Origin of the sequence: Hymenobacter jejuensis (assembly GCF_006337165.1) — a bacterium.
In the GTDB taxonomy this organism is placed as follows: Bacteria; Bacteroidota; Bacteroidia; order Cytophagales; family Hymenobacteraceae; genus Hymenobacter; species Hymenobacter jejuensis.
The window spans coordinates 664,902-682,948 of sequence record NZ_CP040896.1 but is presented as its reverse complement, the minus strand read 5'-3'; the positions used below and the strand labels follow the sequence as shown (position 1 = coordinate 682,948).

Here is an 18,047-nt window from a genome sequence, read left to right as displayed (position 1 = left end):
AATAAATTACTTATGATTTAAAACAATTCGCCTGCTCAACACCGTGTGCGGTCCGCGAATTTGCAACACATACACGCCAGCCGGATAACGGCGCAAGTCCAGCGTGACATTTGGCGCTCGGACTTTATCGGTCTGTACAACCTGGCCTAACGAGTTGAGCAGCAACAAGTCGCTGCTCATAAAGCCACTGGGTAGCTCCACGCGTAGCTGCCCGGTGGTAGGGTTGGGAAATACTTGCCACGAAGCCGCGAGGGTGGCGGTGCGTGTAGGCAGCACGGCGTTGTATTTGGCTTGGGCGGCCGTGGCAGCCGCTTGGAGTTGGGCTAAGGTATTGGCGCCCAAAACGGCAAAAGCAACGGTTGCAGAGTCGCCGGGTGCCAGGGCGCGCAGCGTAGCACCTACTACCTGCGACACATCGGTGCCGTTGGTTGGGTCGGCGGTGCGCTGGCGCGTGCCGTTGCTGAGTGCCACAAATTTTTCGGCGGCGCTGAACCCGTCGGCCAGGTACACCGGGCTGCCGGCCGGAGCCCGGTTATCGAGTGAGTAGCAAGTGGCGGGCCCGCCTTGCAGCAGCTTCACGCCCGCATAAAAATTGGGCGAACCCTTGTCGTAGGCGTAGCCCATGGCCCGCACCGAATCCCAGGCCGCCGCATTCCGATTGGGCTCGGGCAGCATATCCCAGTCCATGTACAGGCCCGCATACAGCGGGCGCAACGTGTCGGCGGTCACGTTCCGGAGCTTGTATTCAACAATCACGTAATCGCGGTTGGGGGCCGCGCTCCAGGCGTATGCGTGCTGCCTAACCTTCACGCCCACAGTGCGTTGCTTAGTGAGAGCAGGCAACGAATCCTGAAAAACTCCGAAGGCCTCTTGGTCGGCGCGAGCGCCGGGTTGCTGCACGGTAAGCTGGCCAAGCTGGTAAAAGTCCTCGTCGCTGCTCTTGCGGTCGTTGCGCAGCCGGTCGGAAACCCGCGTGGGCGAGGTAGCAACCAGCAAACCGCCTTCGTAGAGCAGGGCCCCGCTTTTCTGGTACGCAACGCTCTCGCCCCAAGTGGCGCCCAGCCCGTCGTAGCCCACGTTGCCGCGGCTGGTGAGGGTCAGCAACAGCTCGTTTGCATCCAGCACCGCATACCCCGGATTGAGCGTAACACTCACATACTGATCGTCTTGAAAGCCGTTGGCAGCCGTAATATGGTACCGCAGCGTGGCCTTCGTGTTCAGTGGCACCGGCCCTGCCACCGTCAGGCGAAACGGCTTGCTGGCGTTGGTCGCGCGGCCCAGCGTAGGCAGGCTGCCCGCACTATACGTACCCTGCGGGACAGTGAGATAGGGGGAAAGAGAAGTTAATGTAATCGTCAGATTGTCAACAGGTTGCAGAAGGTTCTGAATCTCAATGCCTAATCTGAGCGAATCGCCGGGCGGCTGCACAAGGCGGCTGGGAGCAAAGGTGCTGGCCGTGATCTGTACGGCGCGCAGGTCGGTGAGGGCCACGGCGCGGTGCACGTTCAGACGGCCCTTGCCCAGCTTGTCGCGGTAAGCCGTGTTGGCGGCAATAGCATAGATATCGTCCGCGGACTGTCGCAGCTGAGCCGCTACCTGCTGCGAATTGTACTGCGGAAACCGAGCCCTTACTAGGCCCGCCGCCCCCGCCACCATAGGCGCTGAAAACGAAGACCCACCAAACAGCAAAGCGTAGTCAGCGTCATTGTAGCCGTTGGTGCTCAGAATGTTAAGTCCGGGTGCCGCCAGCGCTACATGGTAGCTGTAGGTGGTGTAGTCCGTAATGGCGTCGGTGGCAGTCAGTTGGGCCACGGAAAGCACGTGATCGTAGCTGGCAGGGTAATAATCGAAATCGCCTTTGGTGTTGCCAGCGGCTGCCACCAGCACCGCATCGCGGTTGATAGCAGCGTAATTGATCACATCCTGCTCAAACCGCGATTTTCCTTCCGCGCCGCCCCACGACATATTGATGACCTGGCAGCCGTGATCAGCGGCGTATACAATGGCCTCATAACCAGCAAAATACCCGGTCGAGTTGGTGGGATATATCTTCAGGGGCAAAAACTTGCAGGCGTACCCGACGCCCGCCAAACCCACGCCGTTATCGGCGCGCCCAACCGCGCAGCCCGTGACCTGCACGCCGTGCGCGTTGCCCAACTGCCGGAACGCATCGTTGTCGTTATCAGCCAGATCCCAGCCCCGAAAGTTATCGACGTACCCGTCGCGGTCGTTGTCAAGGCCGTCGACGGGGTCGGCGTAGTTGCGTTTGTACTGGTCCTTGAGGTCTTCGTGGGTGTAGCGCGTGCCCGTGTCCGTGATGCCGATCACGATGCTGGTGTCGCCTTTGGTCACGTCCCAGGCGCGGTACGCCTGAATGTTTTTCAGGTAATACTGGCCGTCGGCGCGCGTCGAATCGGCCAGCGGGTCGTTGGGCTGCGTGAGCGGTTCGCGGGTATAAAGCGGTTCGGCGTACTCCACGGCACCGGTTTGCAGCAGGCTGCGGCAGGCTTTTTCGGGCGCCACGTCCGTGCTAAACCGGATCTGATAGACCAGCCGCAGGTCGACGGCGCCCGGCTTTTCGGGGTCGGGCGCAAGCGAGCGCGGAAATTTCTGCTGAAGATTAGTGGCGTGTAGCTGCTGCAAGGCTTTTTGCAACGCCGGCACGGCTACCGCATCGGGGCTGGCCGCCTCGCGCAGCTCTGGCCGGAGCTTGAACACGAGTGTGCCTAGTTGCAGGGAGGTGCCCGGCGCCACCGGCCGCGTCTGGGCCATGAGCGGCTGGAAATGAAACAAAAAAAGTGACACCAGCACCAACCCCAGGCGTAGCAGTGGTTTCATAGGCAAACAAGCAAAGCATTCGAGGGCAATTCTGTAAATTTAGCTTGAATTTGGGTGATTCCTTCCCCCAACTGGTTGTATGAAGCGCGAAGCATTACTGGCGGAAATAAGCCAACGCCGGACGGACGTGAGCAAGAAAGCGCGGCGGTACCGGCGGCTCAACATTGCCCTGCTCGTCGCTTCGCTTTTCTTCGGGTTGCTGGCCACCACACTGGCCGGCGACAGCGCTGCGGAGGGCAAATTGGTTGCGGCGAATGTGGCAGAAGCAACCACCGGTAAAGTGCCCAGCACACTACCGCCCGGCTGGCGAAATGTGTGCCGGCTGATTGCCATCTGCACGTTTCTCGGAACGGCCGCCACCGGCATCAGCAGCGGATTGAAAATCGCTGAGAATCAGTCGAAAGCCACCCTTTGCGTGGGCCAATTGAACGCGATGCAAATTGAGCTGTTAGACGAAAACCAGGACGAAGCCACGCTGCGCCGGTTGCAGGACGATCTGTTGAAAGTTTACAAAGACTACCCCGAATATTTTCTGTGAAAAGCCCCAACCAAGCACGCTTGCGCCGTTGGTTGTGCATCTTTAGGGGTTGTTTTGCGGAAATTCCACCAAGTTTTTACCCTTATCCTTACTAATTCCGTCAGTTTCTAAAACCCATCATGACTGAAACCACCCAAAAACACCAGTCCACCCTCGACAACGCGATCAAAGCCCTGCATGGACGCACTTTTTTCGCGCATTTCCCCGAAAATCCCTCTCCCGACATCTACGGCGCCGACGCCGATCGCCTCGGCCGCGAAAAGTTTGAGGCCCACCGCAATCAGCAGTTTACGGAGTTGCTGCAAAGCGAGCCCGAGCAATGGGTAGGGCAGGAAGAATCGCCCTATGAGCAGCAGCCGCTGGGCGTCAAATACCCGTTTTTTTCGCCCGAAACGCTGGTGCAGCGCGCCCAAAAAGCGTTTGATCAGTGGCGCAAGCTCAAGCCGGCCCAGCGCGCCGCCCTCCTGACCGAAGCCCTCGACGGCATGCGTGACCGCTTCTTCGAGATCGCTTACGCCACCATGCACACCACCGGCCAAGCCTACATGATGTCGTTTCAGGCGTCGGGGCCGCACGCCGCCGACCGCGCGCTGGAAGCCATTGCCGCCGGCTACGAAGAACAGACGCGCTTCCCGGAGGAAACCCGCTGGGAGAAGCCCATGGGCAAGTACAACATCACCCTCAACAAAACCTGGCGCGCCGTGCCCAAAGGCGTAGCCTTGGTGATTGGCTGCTCGACTTTCCCAACCTGGAACACGGTGCCGGGCATGTTTGCTAGCCTGGTAACCGGCAACCCCGTCATCATCAAGCCGCACCCGAAGGCCGTGTTGCCCATCGCCATTGTGGTGGCCGAAGTGCAGAAAGTATTGGCTGCACACAACCTCGATCCTAATATTTGCCAGCTAGGAGTTGACGCTGATAATCGATTGATTACCAAGGATTTGTGTGAAAATACCGCGGTGAAGCTCATTGACTACACCGGCGGCTCGCAGTTTGGCGACTACGTGGAAAGCCTGAAGGGCAAAACCGTATTCACCGAAAAAACCGGCGTCAACAGCATCATCCTCGACTCCTGCGACGACCTCGACAAAGTGGCTCAGAACCTGGCGTTCTCGGTGAGTTTGTATTCGGGCCAGATGTGCACGGCGCCCCAGAACTTTTTCATTCCCGAAACCGGCGTGAAAGTGGGCGACCAGCAAGTGCCCTACGAAGAAGTGGTGCAGAAAATCGCGGCGGCCGTGACGGGTTTGGCTACCAACCCCAAAGCCGGTCCGCATGTGTTGGGCGCCATCCAGAGTTCGGCTACGCAGGAACGGGTGCAGCAATTGGCCCTCGACGGCGGCCGCAGCATCTTGGCCCACGGCACCGTCGACAACCCCACGTTCAAGAACGCCCGGACGTGCTCGCCCAGCATTCACGAGGTCGATGCCTCGCGCGTGGAGCAGTTCAGCCAGGAATTGTTTGGCCCGATCATGTTGGTTATCAAGACCAAAGACACGCAGGAAAGCATTCGGTTGGCGGCCCAGTTGGCCCGCGAGCACGGTGCCATCAGCTGCGGAGCCTACACCACCGACCAAGAGGTGAAAGAGCAAATCATGGACGAGATGAGCCTGGCGGGCACGCCGGTAAGCTTCAACCTCACCGGCGGCATCTACGTGAATCAGAACGCGGGCTTCTCCGACTTTCACGTCACGGGCGGCAACCCCGCCGGCAACGCCTCCTTCACCAACCCCGAGTTTGTGATCAAGCGCTTTACGTGGGTAGGCTTCCGCGAGCCGGCTGTTTAAGTATTTGATTGGTAGATAGATGCAAAAAGCCCCGATTCCGGCCGGAATCGGGGCTTTTTGTTTGAATGCCTTGCTGGAACACGCCTACTCCTACAAGCTCATCATCTCGCGAAACAGCACCGACTGCTTGCGCGAAACTTCTACTTCGGGGCCTTGCTTGAGCTTGATTTTGAGCGTGTTGCTAAACCACGGCTCAATCGTGTCGATCCATTTTAGGTTGATGATCTGCTGGCGGTTGGCGCGGAAAAACACCTTCGGGTCGAGGCGCGTTTCGAGGTGCTGCAAGGTGCGCGGGATGAGCGGCCGGTGCTCCTCGAAGTAAATTTGCGTGTAGCTGCCGTTGATTTCGAAAAGCTTGATATCGGCCAGCCGCACAAACCAGCACCGCTCGCCGTCTTTCACAAATACCTGATCCTGAGCCGAAAGCGGTGGGGCGGCCGCTTCGTCGGGCGTGGCGGGCATCGCTGTTTGATTCCGGGCTTTTTCCAATGCCGCCGCCAGCCGGTTTTCCTGTACGGGCTTCAGCAGGTAATCCAGCGCGCTGACTTCGAAGGCGCGCAGGGCGTATTCGTCGTAGGCAGTGGTAAAAATCACCTGCGGCGCCACGTCCAGCGATTCCAGCAGGTCGAAGCCGCTGCCGCCGGGCATCTGGATGTCGAGAAACAGCAGATCGGGGCGCAGGGCCTGAATCTGGGCGCGGGCTTCGGCGGCGTTTTTGGCTTCGCCGACCACCGTGACGTCGGGGAAAGCTTGCAGCAAGTGGCGTAGCTCGGTGCGGGCGAGGCGCGAGTCGTCGATGAGCAGGGCGTTCATGCCGGGTGCGGTTGGGGAATGAGGGGCAGGCGCAGGCAGGCCGTTACGGTATTGGGCATGTCAGAATCGTTGTCGATGGCCAGCACAGCTTTGGGTCCGAAAAGCAGATGTAGCCGCTCGCGGGCATTGCGCAGGCCCACCCCTTCGTGAGTAGGATCAGTTTCGTAAGTGCCTGTATTACTAACGGTTACGTACAGCGCCTCTTGCGCTTCATCGCAACGGGCCGTGAGCGTAATCTGGCCGCCTTCGGGCCGCGGGGCGATGCCGTGCTTGATGCTGTTTTCGACCAGCAGTTGCAGCGTCATGGGCGGAATAAGCACGTCGAGGGCGGCAGGCTCGACGTCGAGCGAGTAGGCGAGGCGCTCTTCCAGCTGCACGGCTTCGAGCTCCAGGTAATGCTCTACGATTTCCAGCTCGCGGGCCAGGGGCACTTGCTCGGTGCTGTTGAGCTGAATGGAATAGCGCAGCAAATCAGAGAGATGCGTGATCATTTGGCGGGCGCGGCTGGGGTCTTCGGTTACCAGCGCCCGAATGTTGTTGAGGCCGTTGAACATGAAATGCGGGTTGATCTGCGCTTTCAGGGTGCGCATTTCGGCCTCGCGCACGGCCACGGCCAGCTTCAGCTTGTCAATCTCCACCTGCTTGTAGCGATCGAGGTAGTGTACGCCAAAATACAGCCCCGACCAGATGAGCATCACGACGAAAATCTGCAATCCGTAGCCGATATACTGATACCACGGGGCCGGGCCGCCCACGGCCGCCGGTGGACGCACTACATACACCACCAGCGTAGCAATAATGAGTTGGCTAACTACTGATACCACCCCCAAAGCAACCAGCAGGCGCGGCAGTAGCTTGTCAGCGGGGAGGGTCACCCAAGCGTGGCGGCGCACATATTCGCGCAGTGCATGACTCAAGGCAAGCATCGTTAGGACTACGCACGCTTCCAGCCTCACCGCCAGCCACATGAACCTGCCAAAGATGCTGTACATCGCCACGCCTAGCGCTCCAAAGGCTATCCACCCCCCGAGTTGTAGGCTCCAATAAAGACGGGTACGGCGGCTCAGGGCGGACATAAAGCAAAGATGCAGAATCGAGAAGTAGATCAGCTGCAACGCTACTGAATTGTCGGGCTTCACTCACCGTAGCCTGACCTGTTGCTTGCTGTTTTCGCTGGGCAGTGGTTAGGAGCGTACTTTGCCCGCACGCTTCGCCGTCGCGTTTTGCTTCAAAAAAGCATCCGTTTGGGCAAAAAACCACTGCGTGTCGTCCCACATCAGAAAGTGCTTGCCGGCTTCCGACATTTCGATGTGGTGCTGGGGCAGCTTGGCGTATTGCTGCTCATAAATGGCGCGGGTGCTTTCCATTGTAGAGCCGTAAGCTTTGTAAGCAGCCCACGCACCCAACACCAAGGTAGGCTGCTGAATACGAGCTACATCCTGGCGCAAGTCGGTGGTGTAGAGGTCGTACATGGCTTGGGCTACGGTGGCGGGGTCGGAGAGCTGACTCCAGCGCGAGGCCTGCGTAATGCGGGCCGTATCGGTCATCAGTCCTGCCGACATTTGCCGCGATTGGGCCACCGACATGTGGCCTTGGCGCATTTGCTGGCGCATTCCCTCAGCCATGGGCTTGGCCGCGTCGGCAGTCAGGTTAGCATTTTGCACCGCTGCCAGAAACGGCAAGGAATCTACAATAACGAGCGGACCGAGCGCGCTTGGGTCGGTGGCACTCATCCACAGGGCCAAGAAGCCGCCCAAGCTATGCCCGATCACGACTGGCTTCGTAAGCTTTTCGCTTTTAACATATGTAAGTATCTGATTTCGAGCATCTTGCAAAAATTGATCGGAAACGGGCTGTGAGGCCGGCTGTCCGCCAAACCCTGCCAGCGAGATGACGTGGCATTGGTAGTCTTTCTGGTAGCGGGCTACGGTTTCGTCCCACACGGCGCCAGGGCAAGTGAGGCCCGGAATAAGCAGCATTGGGCGGCCTTTGCCCGTCACTTTTACCGTGAAAGTGGGATGCGCAGCCGGGTTGTCGGTGGCGTGGGCGGCAAGCGAAGCCAGCAGAAAAACGGCGAGCAGCAACCCAATGGCTTGCAGGTGGCGGCGGAGGGTAAGCAGCAATTCCATAACGCAGGAGAGGTTGAGAGGTGAAATAATGTCCCAAACCTAGCGTCGGCGGCTGCGCAGCGAAACAACATTTAAAGGAACGGTAGCAAGACCATGCGAACGGTAAAAAAGCCGGCTGAATGGTTCTGCCCAGGCAAAGAAATGCCCCGCCTCGATCGTAAAATCGGGACGGGGCCAAATCGATGCCGCTTTGGAGCTACCGAGAGCTAAATAATGTTGCGCAGATCGTCGCGCAGGCCTTCGATGCCGCGCCAGATTTCTTCCCATGTCGTGCGCTCGTGGTGGGAGCCGTTGGGTTCGGTATCGGGGGCGGGGCCGAGCTGCTCGGCAAGCTTGGCGCGCTTTACTTCCAGCGCCGCAATGTGCTCATGGTACGTATGATGCGAGTTGGCCGTGGTGGCATGCGCCCGGTTCCGCAAGGTCTTGATTTTGGAATCCAGCTCTTCGAGCGCTTGGCGCAGGTTGGCATCCGACAGGTGCTGCGGCGGGCGCATGTGTTCGGGTTTGGGCGTGTAAGTCATGGTCGTAACAACTGGCAGAAGGCGTGGGCAGCTAAGCCAGCCAAGCTTCCGGGTGAGATACTTCAATGTACTGTCTTTTTCGGCGAAAGGATGCTGAAAAAGGCCAACAATTACTGAACAATAAGCCCGCTGCTACTTGCGGCTGGTGCTCAAACACACGGTTGAGCAGGCGCACGGTCAGGTCTACTTCCCCAAACGCATCGTCCGTGATTTTGGCGTGGTACGCAATGCGCGCTTGCAACTGCCTCACAATCAGCAACAAGTCGTTCGGGCTTTGGTGGAAGCCCCGCACCGGGTCGTCGATCTGGCGGCGCAGGTATTCGCGGCGGTCCTCCAGCGCCTCCGGGCCTTCCAGCAGCCGATACGTGAGCTGTTCGCACAGCACCGAATCCTGGCTGACGAGGCGGGAAAGCAGCTGGTCTTTTTCCTTCTGCGGCAGATTGAGGAGGGCTTTGCGCAGGTCGGGTGGGAGAGCGGGCATAAACAACTTGCGCCTGGCACAAGCCAAGCAATTAGTAATTTATAAGTATTTGATAATGTGAATGTTATGAAGTAAACTCCTAGGGCTCCTCAATAGCTATTGTGCTTCGGAAGTAGCTGCAAAAGCCTTAGCACATCATCTGCTTGCCAAAACGTTTTTTGAGCGACAGAAGCTCCCGTAGCCTGCGTTTAGGCCACTTTTTCCAGCGTTTCTTCTTCCGGCACCGAAAGTCCCTGGAGGGCCAACTGGTGCTTAGCTTCGTCAAACTCGTTCTCGCTTTTGGCGATGATGAGCGTGGCCACGCCGTTGCCGATCACGTTGGTGATGGCCCGCGCCTCCGACATAAACCGATCAACTCCGAGCAAAAGAGCTACGCCTTCCACTGGAATGACTTTGGTAGCCGCCAGCGTAGAAGCCAGCACAATAAAGCCCGAACCCGTCACGCCCGCCGCGCCTTTCGAAGTCAGCATCAAAATGCCGATTATGGTAAGCTGCTGACTGATTGGGAGTTGTATGCCGAAAGCCTGCGCCAGGAAAATAGTCGCAATGGAGAGGTAGATGGAAGTGCCGTCGAGGTTAAACGAGTAGCCCGTCGGGATCACCAACCCCGCCACCGACCGCGAGCAGCCGTAGCGCTCCATCTTGTCGATCATGCGCGGCAAAGCCGATTCCGACGACGAAGTGCCCAGCACCAGCAAAATTTCCTCGCGAATAAAGCCCAGATAGCGCCACAAACTGAGCCCGTAAAACCGCATGACCGCGTTCAGAACCACGAAAATGAATAGGAACATGGTTAGGTACACCACCAGCATCAGCTTGCCCAGCGGCAACAGCGTGGCAATGCCGTACTTGCCAATGGTGAAGGCCATGCCGCCAAACGCCCCCAGCGGCGCCAGCTTCATCACCAGCGCCAGCACCCCAAACGTCGCGTGCGACAGGCGCGAGAACGTCTGCATCAGCGGCTCGCTGTACTGCCGCGGAATGCGCCCCACGGCCACGCCAAACAACACCGCAAACAGCAAGACTTGCAGCACGTCGCCTTCGGCAAACGCCCCAACCACGCTGTGCGGCACGATGTGGGTAAAAAATTCCACCCAGTTCATTTCGCTGGCCTGCGCTGTGTATTTGGAGGCTTCGGCGGCCTGCGTGGCCGTTTGAGTAGCTACCGACGCCCGCGCGTCGATGCCCACGCCGGGTTGCGCCAGGTTGGCGGCCGTGATGCCGATTACGAGGGCCAACGTCGTCACGATTTCGAAGTACAGCAGCGCCTTGCCGCCCACGCGCCCCACCTTTTTCATGTCGCCCATGCTGCCGATGCCCAGCACCACGGTCAGGAAAATGATGGGCGCAATGAGCATCTTGATCAGGTTGATGAACGTGTCGCCGATGGGCTTGAGCGCCGCCCCAAACGTGGGGAACAAGCTGCCGACCACAATGCCCAGCGTGATCGCCGTAAGAACCTGAAACGTGAGGTTAGAAGAGAGTTTTTTCATGCAGAAGACCGAGCAAAAGGAGCAACAAAGTACGCCGCCCCAGCCGGAAGTACGCCGTGCGCTTGATAATGGCTAAAGCTAAAGATTAAGCGCGAAGCGCGCCTGATGAACACACAGCGCTGGTGTGGCTTCTAAGCACTTTTAAAGGCGGCGATGCCAAAAAGGCGGTCATGCAGAGCGTGAGCGAAGCATCTCTGCCGCTTCGTTGAGTTACTAACCAGTAGAGATGCTTCGCTCACGCTCTGCATGACGCACAAGTGAGAGAAATGCTGATTTAAGGCCGCGATGCCAGGCCAATGTCAGATTTGACCATTTTCCAAACGGATACCGCAGCAATAAGTAGAAGCAGATAGATTGATATTCGCCAGGCTGAATCGTACAAAGGCTGCCAAGTAGCTAGCTCCCAAAACGAATTAGTCCAGTTGTCGAAACGATCCCAAATTGAAAGTGGCTTTGGGGTGAAGTGATAGCCAGATCTACCACAGGAAATTATTGGCAGCGAATCCTTGCTACGCTTGACGGAATCACTATAGGGAGAACGCCGGTCGGTAAAGGCATAAAAGGCTGTGGGGGCCCGTCGAATATCAAGCCAATACTTCTGCATGCTATTGATATTCATTATGTCAAATAAACGAACTAAGCTACCATACCGGGCTTTATCAGTAAAGTACACACGCAACCCTCTTGCATGCGCTGTATCTTGTTGATAGCCTGAGGTTAAGCTGTAAGCTGTCAGAAGCGCAAGAGAATCGTGGGTGTGATTTCCATTTATTACAATATCATCCCAATTGCGAAACCTGTTTAATTTTTCTTGTGGTAGATAAACAGGCATCTCCTCCCCAGGAAAAGTGGGATGGAGCGGCGGTAACGTGAATTGAAATACTGAATAAAGGTGTAAATGGGACTGTTTGGCTATCTGCATGCAACCCAGCAACAGCACAAACCCAAGCGCCAGCAGCCCCGGTGGAAATAGCAGCTTGCGACGGTGGCGGCGGAGAGTATGCATAGAAAGCGAACGGCTGAAGGGCGTTATCTATTATCCATTCAATATAGGGCTTGTGGTGCAGCGGGAAAGCGCTGTATCTCCACAACTTCTCTTGCCGATTTGCAGTTAGGCACAACGACCTCTTCGCTTGTTCATGCCCTACCGCTACTGCCTGCCGCTTCTACTGCTGCTGCAACTTCCGCTGCACGCCCAAAACCGTACGCCAGCTTCCCCCGACACCGCCCGCGTCATTACGCTGCCCGAAGCTACGGTAGTCGGGTACGGGCAAAACCTGCCGCTGCGGCGCACGGCGGCGGCCGTGGGCGTGATTGATGCGCAGGTAATCAACCGATTCAGCCAAACCTCGTTGACGCAGGCCGTAAACACGCTGCCCGGCGTGCGGCTCGAAGAGCGAGCCACGGCGAGCTATCGTATCAGTGTGAGAGGCAGCACGTTGCGTTCGCCGTTTGGAGTGCGCAACGTCAAGACGTACTACAACGACATCCCCTTCACCGAAGCCAGCGGCAGCACCCCTTTCAACCTACTCGACCCGGCCACAATCGGGCGCATCGAAGTAATCAAAGGTCCGGCCGGCAGTGTGTACGGCGCGGGCACGGGCGGCGTGGTGCTACTCAGCAACCGGCGGCCACTGGCCGGCGAAGCGCGGGCGCAGGTAGGTGCTACCGTGGGTAGCTACGGGTTGCGGCGCTATACCGTGGTGGCCGAAAGCGGGTCGGCTCAGGGTTTTGTGCGGGCACAGTACGCGCACCAATCCGTGGACGGCTACCGGCAGCAAAGCGCCCTGCGGCGCGATGTGCTGGCCCTCGACGGGGAGTTTTCGCCCTCCAGCAAGCAAACGGTAGCCGCGCACCTGCTCTACACCGACCTCGATTATCAGCTGCCCGGCGGCCTCACGCGGGCGCAGTTTGAGCAAAACCCTCGGCAAGCGCGCCCCGGCACAGCCACGGCGCCGGGTACGGTGGCGCAACGCGCTGCTTACCGCTCGCGCGCAGCCTTGCTGGGTTTGAGCCACGAGTACCGCTTCACCGATCGCTTCACTAACAAAACTACGCTCTATACTTCGGGTAGTTTTGTCAAAACACCATATTTAATTGATTATGAACGCAATACCTTGGTAGGATGGGGCGGGCGCACGGCATTTAACTACCGCAGTACGCTTTTCGGTCGTACGCTGCGCCTGACAGCGGGCGGCGAGTTTCAGAGCGGCTTTGAAAACTCCCGCAATTACCAAAACCGCGGCGGCGTGCCCGGCGCGCTGCGCTACGACGACGAAATCCGGACGGGCACGGGCTTTGGTTTTGCGCAGGCCGACTACGAGTTGCCAGCCGGGTTTTTGGTCACGGTAGGCGCGAGCTACAACCGCTTGCGCTACCGCATCGAGCGGGCTTCGGATGCCGCGGCCCAGCCCGAGAATTACCGCTTCGAACGCGATTTTCGGCCGCAGGTATCGCCACGAGTGGCACTGCTGAAAGAACTGACCGCTCAAATATCGGCCTACGCCAGCGTGAGCACCGGCTTTTCGCCGCCTACCGACGAAGAAATCCGGCCTTCCGACGGCAGCCTCAACCGCAGCTTGCAGGCCGAGCGCGGCACAAGCTTCGAAGTGGGCACACGCGGCAACTTGTTGCAGAATCGCCTCACGTTAGATGTAGCACTGTTTGATTTTCGCCTGAAGCAAACCATCGTGACGCGCACTACCGACTTGGGTACCAGCGTGTTCTTCAACTCCGGCTCCACACGGCAGCGCGGCCTCGAGGCGGCCGCCAGCGGCTGGCTGTGGCGCACCACCGATTCGCTCCGGACCACGGGCCTGCGCTTGTGGGGCAGCTACGCCTACAACCATTTCCGCTTTGGCCACTACCTCTCCAACGACCAAGATTACAGCGGCAATCGCCTTACCGGCACGGCTCCGCACACGCTCTCCGCAGGCCTCGACTACAGTCAGCAACTGGGTTTTTACATCAGCCCCACGCTCAACCACCAAGCCCGCCTTCCGCTCAACGATGCCAACACGGCTTATGCGGCCGGCTACTGGACGTTCGCGGCGCGTATCGGCTGGCGGCGTACTTTTATAAAGCATTTAGAGACAGATGTTTATGCAGGCGTCGAAAATGCCGGCAATCGGCACTACAGCCTCGGCAACGACCTAAACGCCTTTGGCGGACGCTATTTTCAGCCGGCGCCGAGCCGCAACTATTACGGCGGCGTGCAGTTGGGATGGCGTTGGTAAATAATAAAAAAGCCGTCGGCAAGGCCAGCGGCTTTTTCGAGGTAAGCAGGTTGAAATGTTATTTATGGACTACAATGCGCAGACTTTCAGCGGATTGCCTGGTTTTTAGGCGCGCTACGTAAATGCCACTCGCCATATTCTCGCCGATCTCGAAGCGATATGCCCGATTAGCTTCGGCCCGCCCCGCGCTGATGCGACTCACCAACCGGCCCTTCAGATCGAATATTTCCAGCGAATACGGTTGCGCGTCGGGCAGCGCAAACTCCAGAATGGCCTTGTCTGAAAGGGGGTTGGGGTAGACTTGTAAACTATTGATAAGCTGATAATTATCACGGGAAACGCGCTGGTTGGCCTGGGTGGCCGTTGTTGCTAGTGAGGCGCATTGCAGCGTCACCTGGGCGGCATCGCTGGCGCTACAACCATTGCCCGGAACATCAAATCGACCACCGCCATCAAAAAATGGCTCCGTGACGGTGAGCGTGTAGGTACCGGCCGCGTCCACGGTTGGTTTGGCCGTATTGGCTCCCGACACAATATGCCCGCCGTTGGAAGCTACCCACGCGAACGTCAGCCTTTCCACCTCAACAAAAGGCGACTGCGAAACGCCCGAACCGTCCAGCGTGACCTGCCGGTTGGGAGTAGTGCAAGTGATGATTTTGTCGGGGCCGGCACTCACGATGGGCGGCCGTTTGTCTTCCGTTACCGTGAATTGCTGGCGGCTGCTACACCCCTCGGGAGAGGTTTTGGTGATGGTATACGTATCGGGCTTATTGACCCGGAAAAAGCCCGTCTGGTCGTTAGCCACCACGATTTGACCGCTCGAAGTAGTTACCGTGTAAGTGGAGCCGGCCGCTTGCAGCACAAACTCATCGAAGAGCGTAGCCTCGCTTCGGCCACAGTTGAGCACGGTTGGTCCGCGCACCAATAGCGGCGGGAAGTTGCCTTCCTTGGTCACCTTTACCTCGTCCGAAGCACTACACCCGTTACCGGGCGCAGGGCGCTCCACACTGGGCGCCGGTTCGGTTGCGGTGAGCGTGTAGGTACCGGCCGCATCCACAATCGGAGTAGCCGTATTGGCCCCCGATACGATATGCCCGCCGTTGGAAGCCACCCATACATAACTGAAAAGCAGATCGACACCCGATTGCGAAGCGGCCGAGCCTTCCAGCATTACTTGTCCGTTGGGGGTGGCGCAGGTAATGGTCTTGTCGGGGCCGGCACTCACGATGGGCGGCCGTTTGTCTTCCCTGACCTGAATCTGACTGGTTGCGCTGCACCCGTTCAGATCCGAGGTGAAGGTTACGCTGTACGTGCCCGGCCTATCGACGACCACGCTGATGGCATCGGCCCCCGACACAATGTGGCCATTGGAGGTGCTCCAGGCGTACGTGCCCGTTCCAGGTTGGGCAATGGCTATCAGTTTTGTTTGATTAGCAGGGCTTTGGCAATTGATAACCGGATTGCCCTGAATGGTAAGCAGAGGCGGGGGCAGCAGCGAGCCCAGCGACACATTGAACAGGCTAAAGTCTTCGAGGCGACTGGTGTAGTTATTCGCCGCGCGCGTCTTGACCAGCATGGTCGAAGCATTGTTGCCGCAAGCGCTGGGCGGCAGCACGTGCAAGTCCGTTAGGTTAATGGCGCCTTCTACAAACTGAAAAATCTTGGTGGTGCTGGATGGCGCCCCGTTGCGGGCAAACGCTCGGTTGGATGCTACTGCTTCTACTTCCTCGGCGTTGAGGGTTACGTAAGCGGCATCATCGGGCAACGGGAGCGGCGCCGACCATGCGTAGCCAGCCCTCTGGGCCTCCCAGCGCCGCAGAGCCAGAGATGGGAAAAGCCCGAAACTGTAGTTGACGACCAGCAGCAAATCGCCCACGGTCCGACCGCCCTGCGCGCCGTTGCCGATCAGCTGGCCGGTGGCAGTTTCCTTGCGAATGCCCCGCTGGTTGTATTCAAAATCGAAGTAAGTGCCGCCAATGGCCAGCCGGGCCTCCGCCCCAAACACAAACCATAACTTGCCTTCAATCAGCGCGATATGGCCATAAATGTTGGTTAGGTCGCCGTTGGGCGAAGCGCCGCGACCGTCCGTTTCGAAGCGGAAAGGGGATGATCCGGCACTGATGTCGTCGTCGTTGTTGTTTTTGTTGCCCTTAAAAACGTCTTGCTCCGGCTGGGTACTGGCCGGGCCATTATTACCATCGACAATCCAGAAGCTTCCGGTAGCTGGGTTTGCGCCCGGCACCACTAGCCCGGCGGTACTGCCGAGTTTCAGCACGTTTTGCCAGTCAGGGGCGCCGTTGTTTTCGAAGTTGCCATCTACCTCAAATTGCCCGCCCACCGTGCCGGGCGTACCAAAAACTCTGCCTTGTCCTACAGCCCAGTTTGTAAGCAGGAGCAACGGCAGCAACATCAGTAGCACAGCTAGTCGGTTGTCAGACCAAGGCCTACGCCTATTAGAGGTAAATGCCTTAAAGACAAACAAATACAGGATTCGCATTGCTTTGTCAGTTTTAAAAGTTCAAGCACGCAAATAGGATTGCTGTTACCAGCACACAGATCAGACTGGGCTGTGCTTGCATGAGAAGCGCAGCCGAGGCGCTCGGAGCACCCTCGCTCAGAGAAACACCCTTGACACGGCAGGAGCAGGTGTTGAAGGGTGTGATCAGTTTTGTATAAGTGATTGATTATTAAATATTTATATAATATTTGAGAGATGGGTTATTGAGGCCGTTCCCAGCAGTGGGGTATAGCCTAATTGCAAAATCAAGCAGTTGACAAACGGTGCGGTATTGAACCGGGAAGTACAAAAAAGCAGTTCGGTGACTTGCTATATGCGGGTTATATAATATAGAGATTTTAGTTTTCTTAGAACAGTATTTTTTATAAAATATATTACATTATAACTTGTTTTAATTATATTATATCCATTTACTGCTTTTTCATTGGCGACAAGAAGATCCTACAACTGCACATGAAAAAGGCTGACAACCATCGGTTGCCAGCCTTTTTCATGTGTACCAAGCCGCTGTTATTTATTCATAATCAGCCGCATGGTTTGGGTGGATTTATCAGTAGTCAGGCGTACCACATACATGTCCATCGCCAATTCTTTGCTCGCAACCTGGAAGCGGTACGCGGCCGGCTTCTGCCTAGTCCGCGGCTACCCGATTTCTCAATCTGCTTCACATCGAAGTCCAGTTGAATGTAGCACCGTTGAAGGGACTGCTAAAGGTGATTCCTGTAGCAGTTTCGCCGGCGCACTGGTTGCGGTTCATCACTGTGTGGGTGCCCGGCAGCGGGTTGACGGTGATCATACAATAAGTGTGTTCGCATATGTGTGTATAAACAGCTGATATGTAGTGTTTTGTAATTTATTGTAAGGTAGGCAATACCAGCACCGGTATACGACTGCGGCGCACAGCTTCGGCCGTAACGCTTTTATGAAATAGCGTCCCCCAAAAACTGTGTGGACGAGCCAGCAACACCAACAAATCGGCGTGGGTATCGGCGGCTGCTTGTCGGATGCCTTCGGCCGGGCGTAGGCTCCGGACGCCATACGTCCGTACAAGTTGTTCAGCTTCGGTGAGGCCGCTAGCTCGCAGCTGTTGAAGGGCAGTAGCGCACGAGTCGTTGTCCTCGGGCTCGACGACGTGAGTGAGCGTAAAGTGAACCGGGCTGGTTTCCAGAAATTTACGAAAAGCCTCCACAGTGCCCGGTGCTATGTGCAACGGCATATCGTCGGCAGCCAGCAGGATGTGCTGCGGCGGAACAGCTGTGTGTTTGGCCACAACAGGCACCACCAAAAGTGGACAAGAAGCCGCTCGCAGCAACTCCAGCGACGTGCTGCTGACCAGCGCATCCGGCACCGATTCGGTATCGGGCTTCCCCAACACCACCAGCCACGACCCATGCCGTCGCACGGCATCGGTTACGGCCGCGGGCACCCGGTCGCCAGCGGCTTCTACTATGGTCGGTACGGACTGGCGTTGCGCCCGCTCGGCCAGCGCAGCAGCAATCTCACCTTCGCTCAGGTGCTGCAACCGATCTGTGAAAGCCTCGGCATCCAGCATGGAATGGCGCCGTCCGTGCAGCAGCACCAGCTGCCCCTGCGTGGCCGCGGCCAACGCGGCGGCATAGGCCAGCGCATGGTCGGCGGCGGCCGAAAAATCAGTCAGAACGAGCAGGGAAGGAGCCATCGCAGTAAACCAAAG

Annotated in this window: 14 protein-coding genes; 3 read left to right on the top strand and 11 right to left on the bottom strand. The window is 57.7% G+C overall.

The window, feature by feature from the left end:
* Positions 1–6: 6 nt before the first annotated feature.
* A complete protein-coding gene (locus FHG12_RS02585; RefSeq protein ID WP_139514134.1) occupies positions 7–2,838 on the bottom strand; it encodes a S8 family peptidase in 2,832 nt (943 codons plus the stop codon).
* Positions 2,839–2,917: 79 nt separating this feature from the next.
* Here FHG12_RS02585 and FHG12_RS02580 point away from each other — a divergent pair, with 79 nt between their 5' ends.
* Positions 2,918–3,376, top strand: coding sequence for a hypothetical protein (locus FHG12_RS02580; protein WP_139514133.1), 459 nt, complete (start codon positions 2,918–2,920; stop codon positions 3,374–3,376).
* A 119-nt stretch (positions 3,377–3,495) separates the two neighbouring features.
* On the top strand, positions 3,496–5,163 hold the full coding sequence (paaN, locus tag FHG12_RS02575) for a phenylacetic acid degradation protein PaaN (RefSeq protein ID WP_139514132.1): 1,668 nt from the start codon (positions 3,496–3,498) through the stop codon (positions 5,161–5,163).
* A 90-nt stretch (positions 5,164–5,253) separates the two neighbouring features.
* On the opposite strand, the gene FHG12_RS02570 is transcribed toward paaN, so the two are convergent.
* From FHG12_RS02570 to FHG12_RS02540, 7 genes are all read right to left on the bottom strand, one after another.
* Entirely contained in the window at positions 5,254–5,976 is a 723-nt protein-coding gene (locus tag FHG12_RS02570; RefSeq protein WP_139514131.1) for a LytR/AlgR family response regulator transcription factor, read from the bottom strand.
* Positions 5,973–7,052 carry a sensor histidine kinase gene (locus tag FHG12_RS02565; protein WP_139514130.1) on the bottom strand — a complete coding sequence of 360 codons (1,080 nt, stop codon included), beginning with the start codon at positions 7,050–7,052 and terminating at the stop codon, positions 5,973–5,975. The genes FHG12_RS02570 and FHG12_RS02565 overlap by 4 nt, the downstream gene beginning before the upstream one ends.
* 108 nt (positions 7,053–7,160) lie before the next feature.
* Positions 7,161–8,105 (bottom strand): alpha/beta fold hydrolase, encoded by a 945-nt coding sequence (locus FHG12_RS02560; protein ID WP_139514129.1) that lies wholly within the window; start codon positions 8,103–8,105, stop codon positions 7,161–7,163.
* A 206-nt stretch (positions 8,106–8,311) separates the two neighbouring features.
* Positions 8,312–8,626 (bottom strand): hypothetical protein, encoded by a 315-nt coding sequence (locus tag FHG12_RS02555; RefSeq protein ID WP_139514128.1) that lies wholly within the window; start codon positions 8,624–8,626, stop codon positions 8,312–8,314.
* A gap of 31 nt (positions 8,627–8,657) precedes the next feature.
* Positions 8,658–9,107, bottom strand: coding sequence for a hypothetical protein (locus tag FHG12_RS02550; RefSeq protein WP_139514127.1), 450 nt, complete (start codon positions 9,105–9,107; stop codon positions 8,658–8,660).
* A gap of 188 nt (positions 9,108–9,295) precedes the next feature.
* Positions 9,296–10,600 (bottom strand): dicarboxylate/amino acid:cation symporter, encoded by a 1,305-nt coding sequence (locus tag FHG12_RS02545; protein ID WP_139514126.1) that lies wholly within the window; start codon positions 10,598–10,600, stop codon positions 9,296–9,298.
* Positions 10,601–10,874: 274 nt separating this feature from the next.
* Complete coding sequence (locus tag FHG12_RS02540) at positions 10,875–11,606, bottom strand: hypothetical protein (protein ID WP_139514125.1); 732 nt, start codon at positions 11,604–11,606, stop codon at positions 10,875–10,877.
* A gap of 133 nt (positions 11,607–11,739) precedes the next feature.
* On the opposite strand from FHG12_RS02540, the gene FHG12_RS02535 reads away from it, so the two are divergent.
* Positions 11,740–13,836, top strand: a complete 2,097-nt coding sequence (locus tag FHG12_RS02535; RefSeq protein ID WP_139514124.1) for a TonB-dependent receptor family protein — start codon at positions 11,740–11,742, stop codon at positions 13,834–13,836.
* Between the two features lie 58 nt (positions 13,837–13,894).
* Here the strand turns inward: FHG12_RS02535 and FHG12_RS02530 are convergent, their stop codons facing one another.
* The 3 genes from FHG12_RS02530 to FHG12_RS02525 form a co-directional block, all read right to left on the bottom strand.
* Complete coding sequence (locus FHG12_RS02530; protein ID WP_230471262.1) at positions 13,895–16,246, bottom strand: T9SS type A sorting domain-containing protein; 2,352 nt, start codon at positions 16,244–16,246, stop codon at positions 13,895–13,897.
* Between the two features lie 772 nt (positions 16,247–17,018).
* A complete protein-coding gene (locus FHG12_RS21260; RefSeq protein ID WP_262711441.1) occupies positions 17,019–17,150 on the bottom strand; it encodes a hypothetical protein in 132 nt (43 codons plus the stop codon).
* A 57-nt stretch (positions 17,151–17,207) separates the two neighbouring features.
* Positions 17,208–18,032, bottom strand: coding sequence for a universal stress protein (locus tag FHG12_RS02525; RefSeq protein WP_139514122.1), 825 nt, complete (start codon positions 18,030–18,032; stop codon positions 17,208–17,210).
* Positions 18,033–18,047 lie beyond the last annotated feature (15 nt).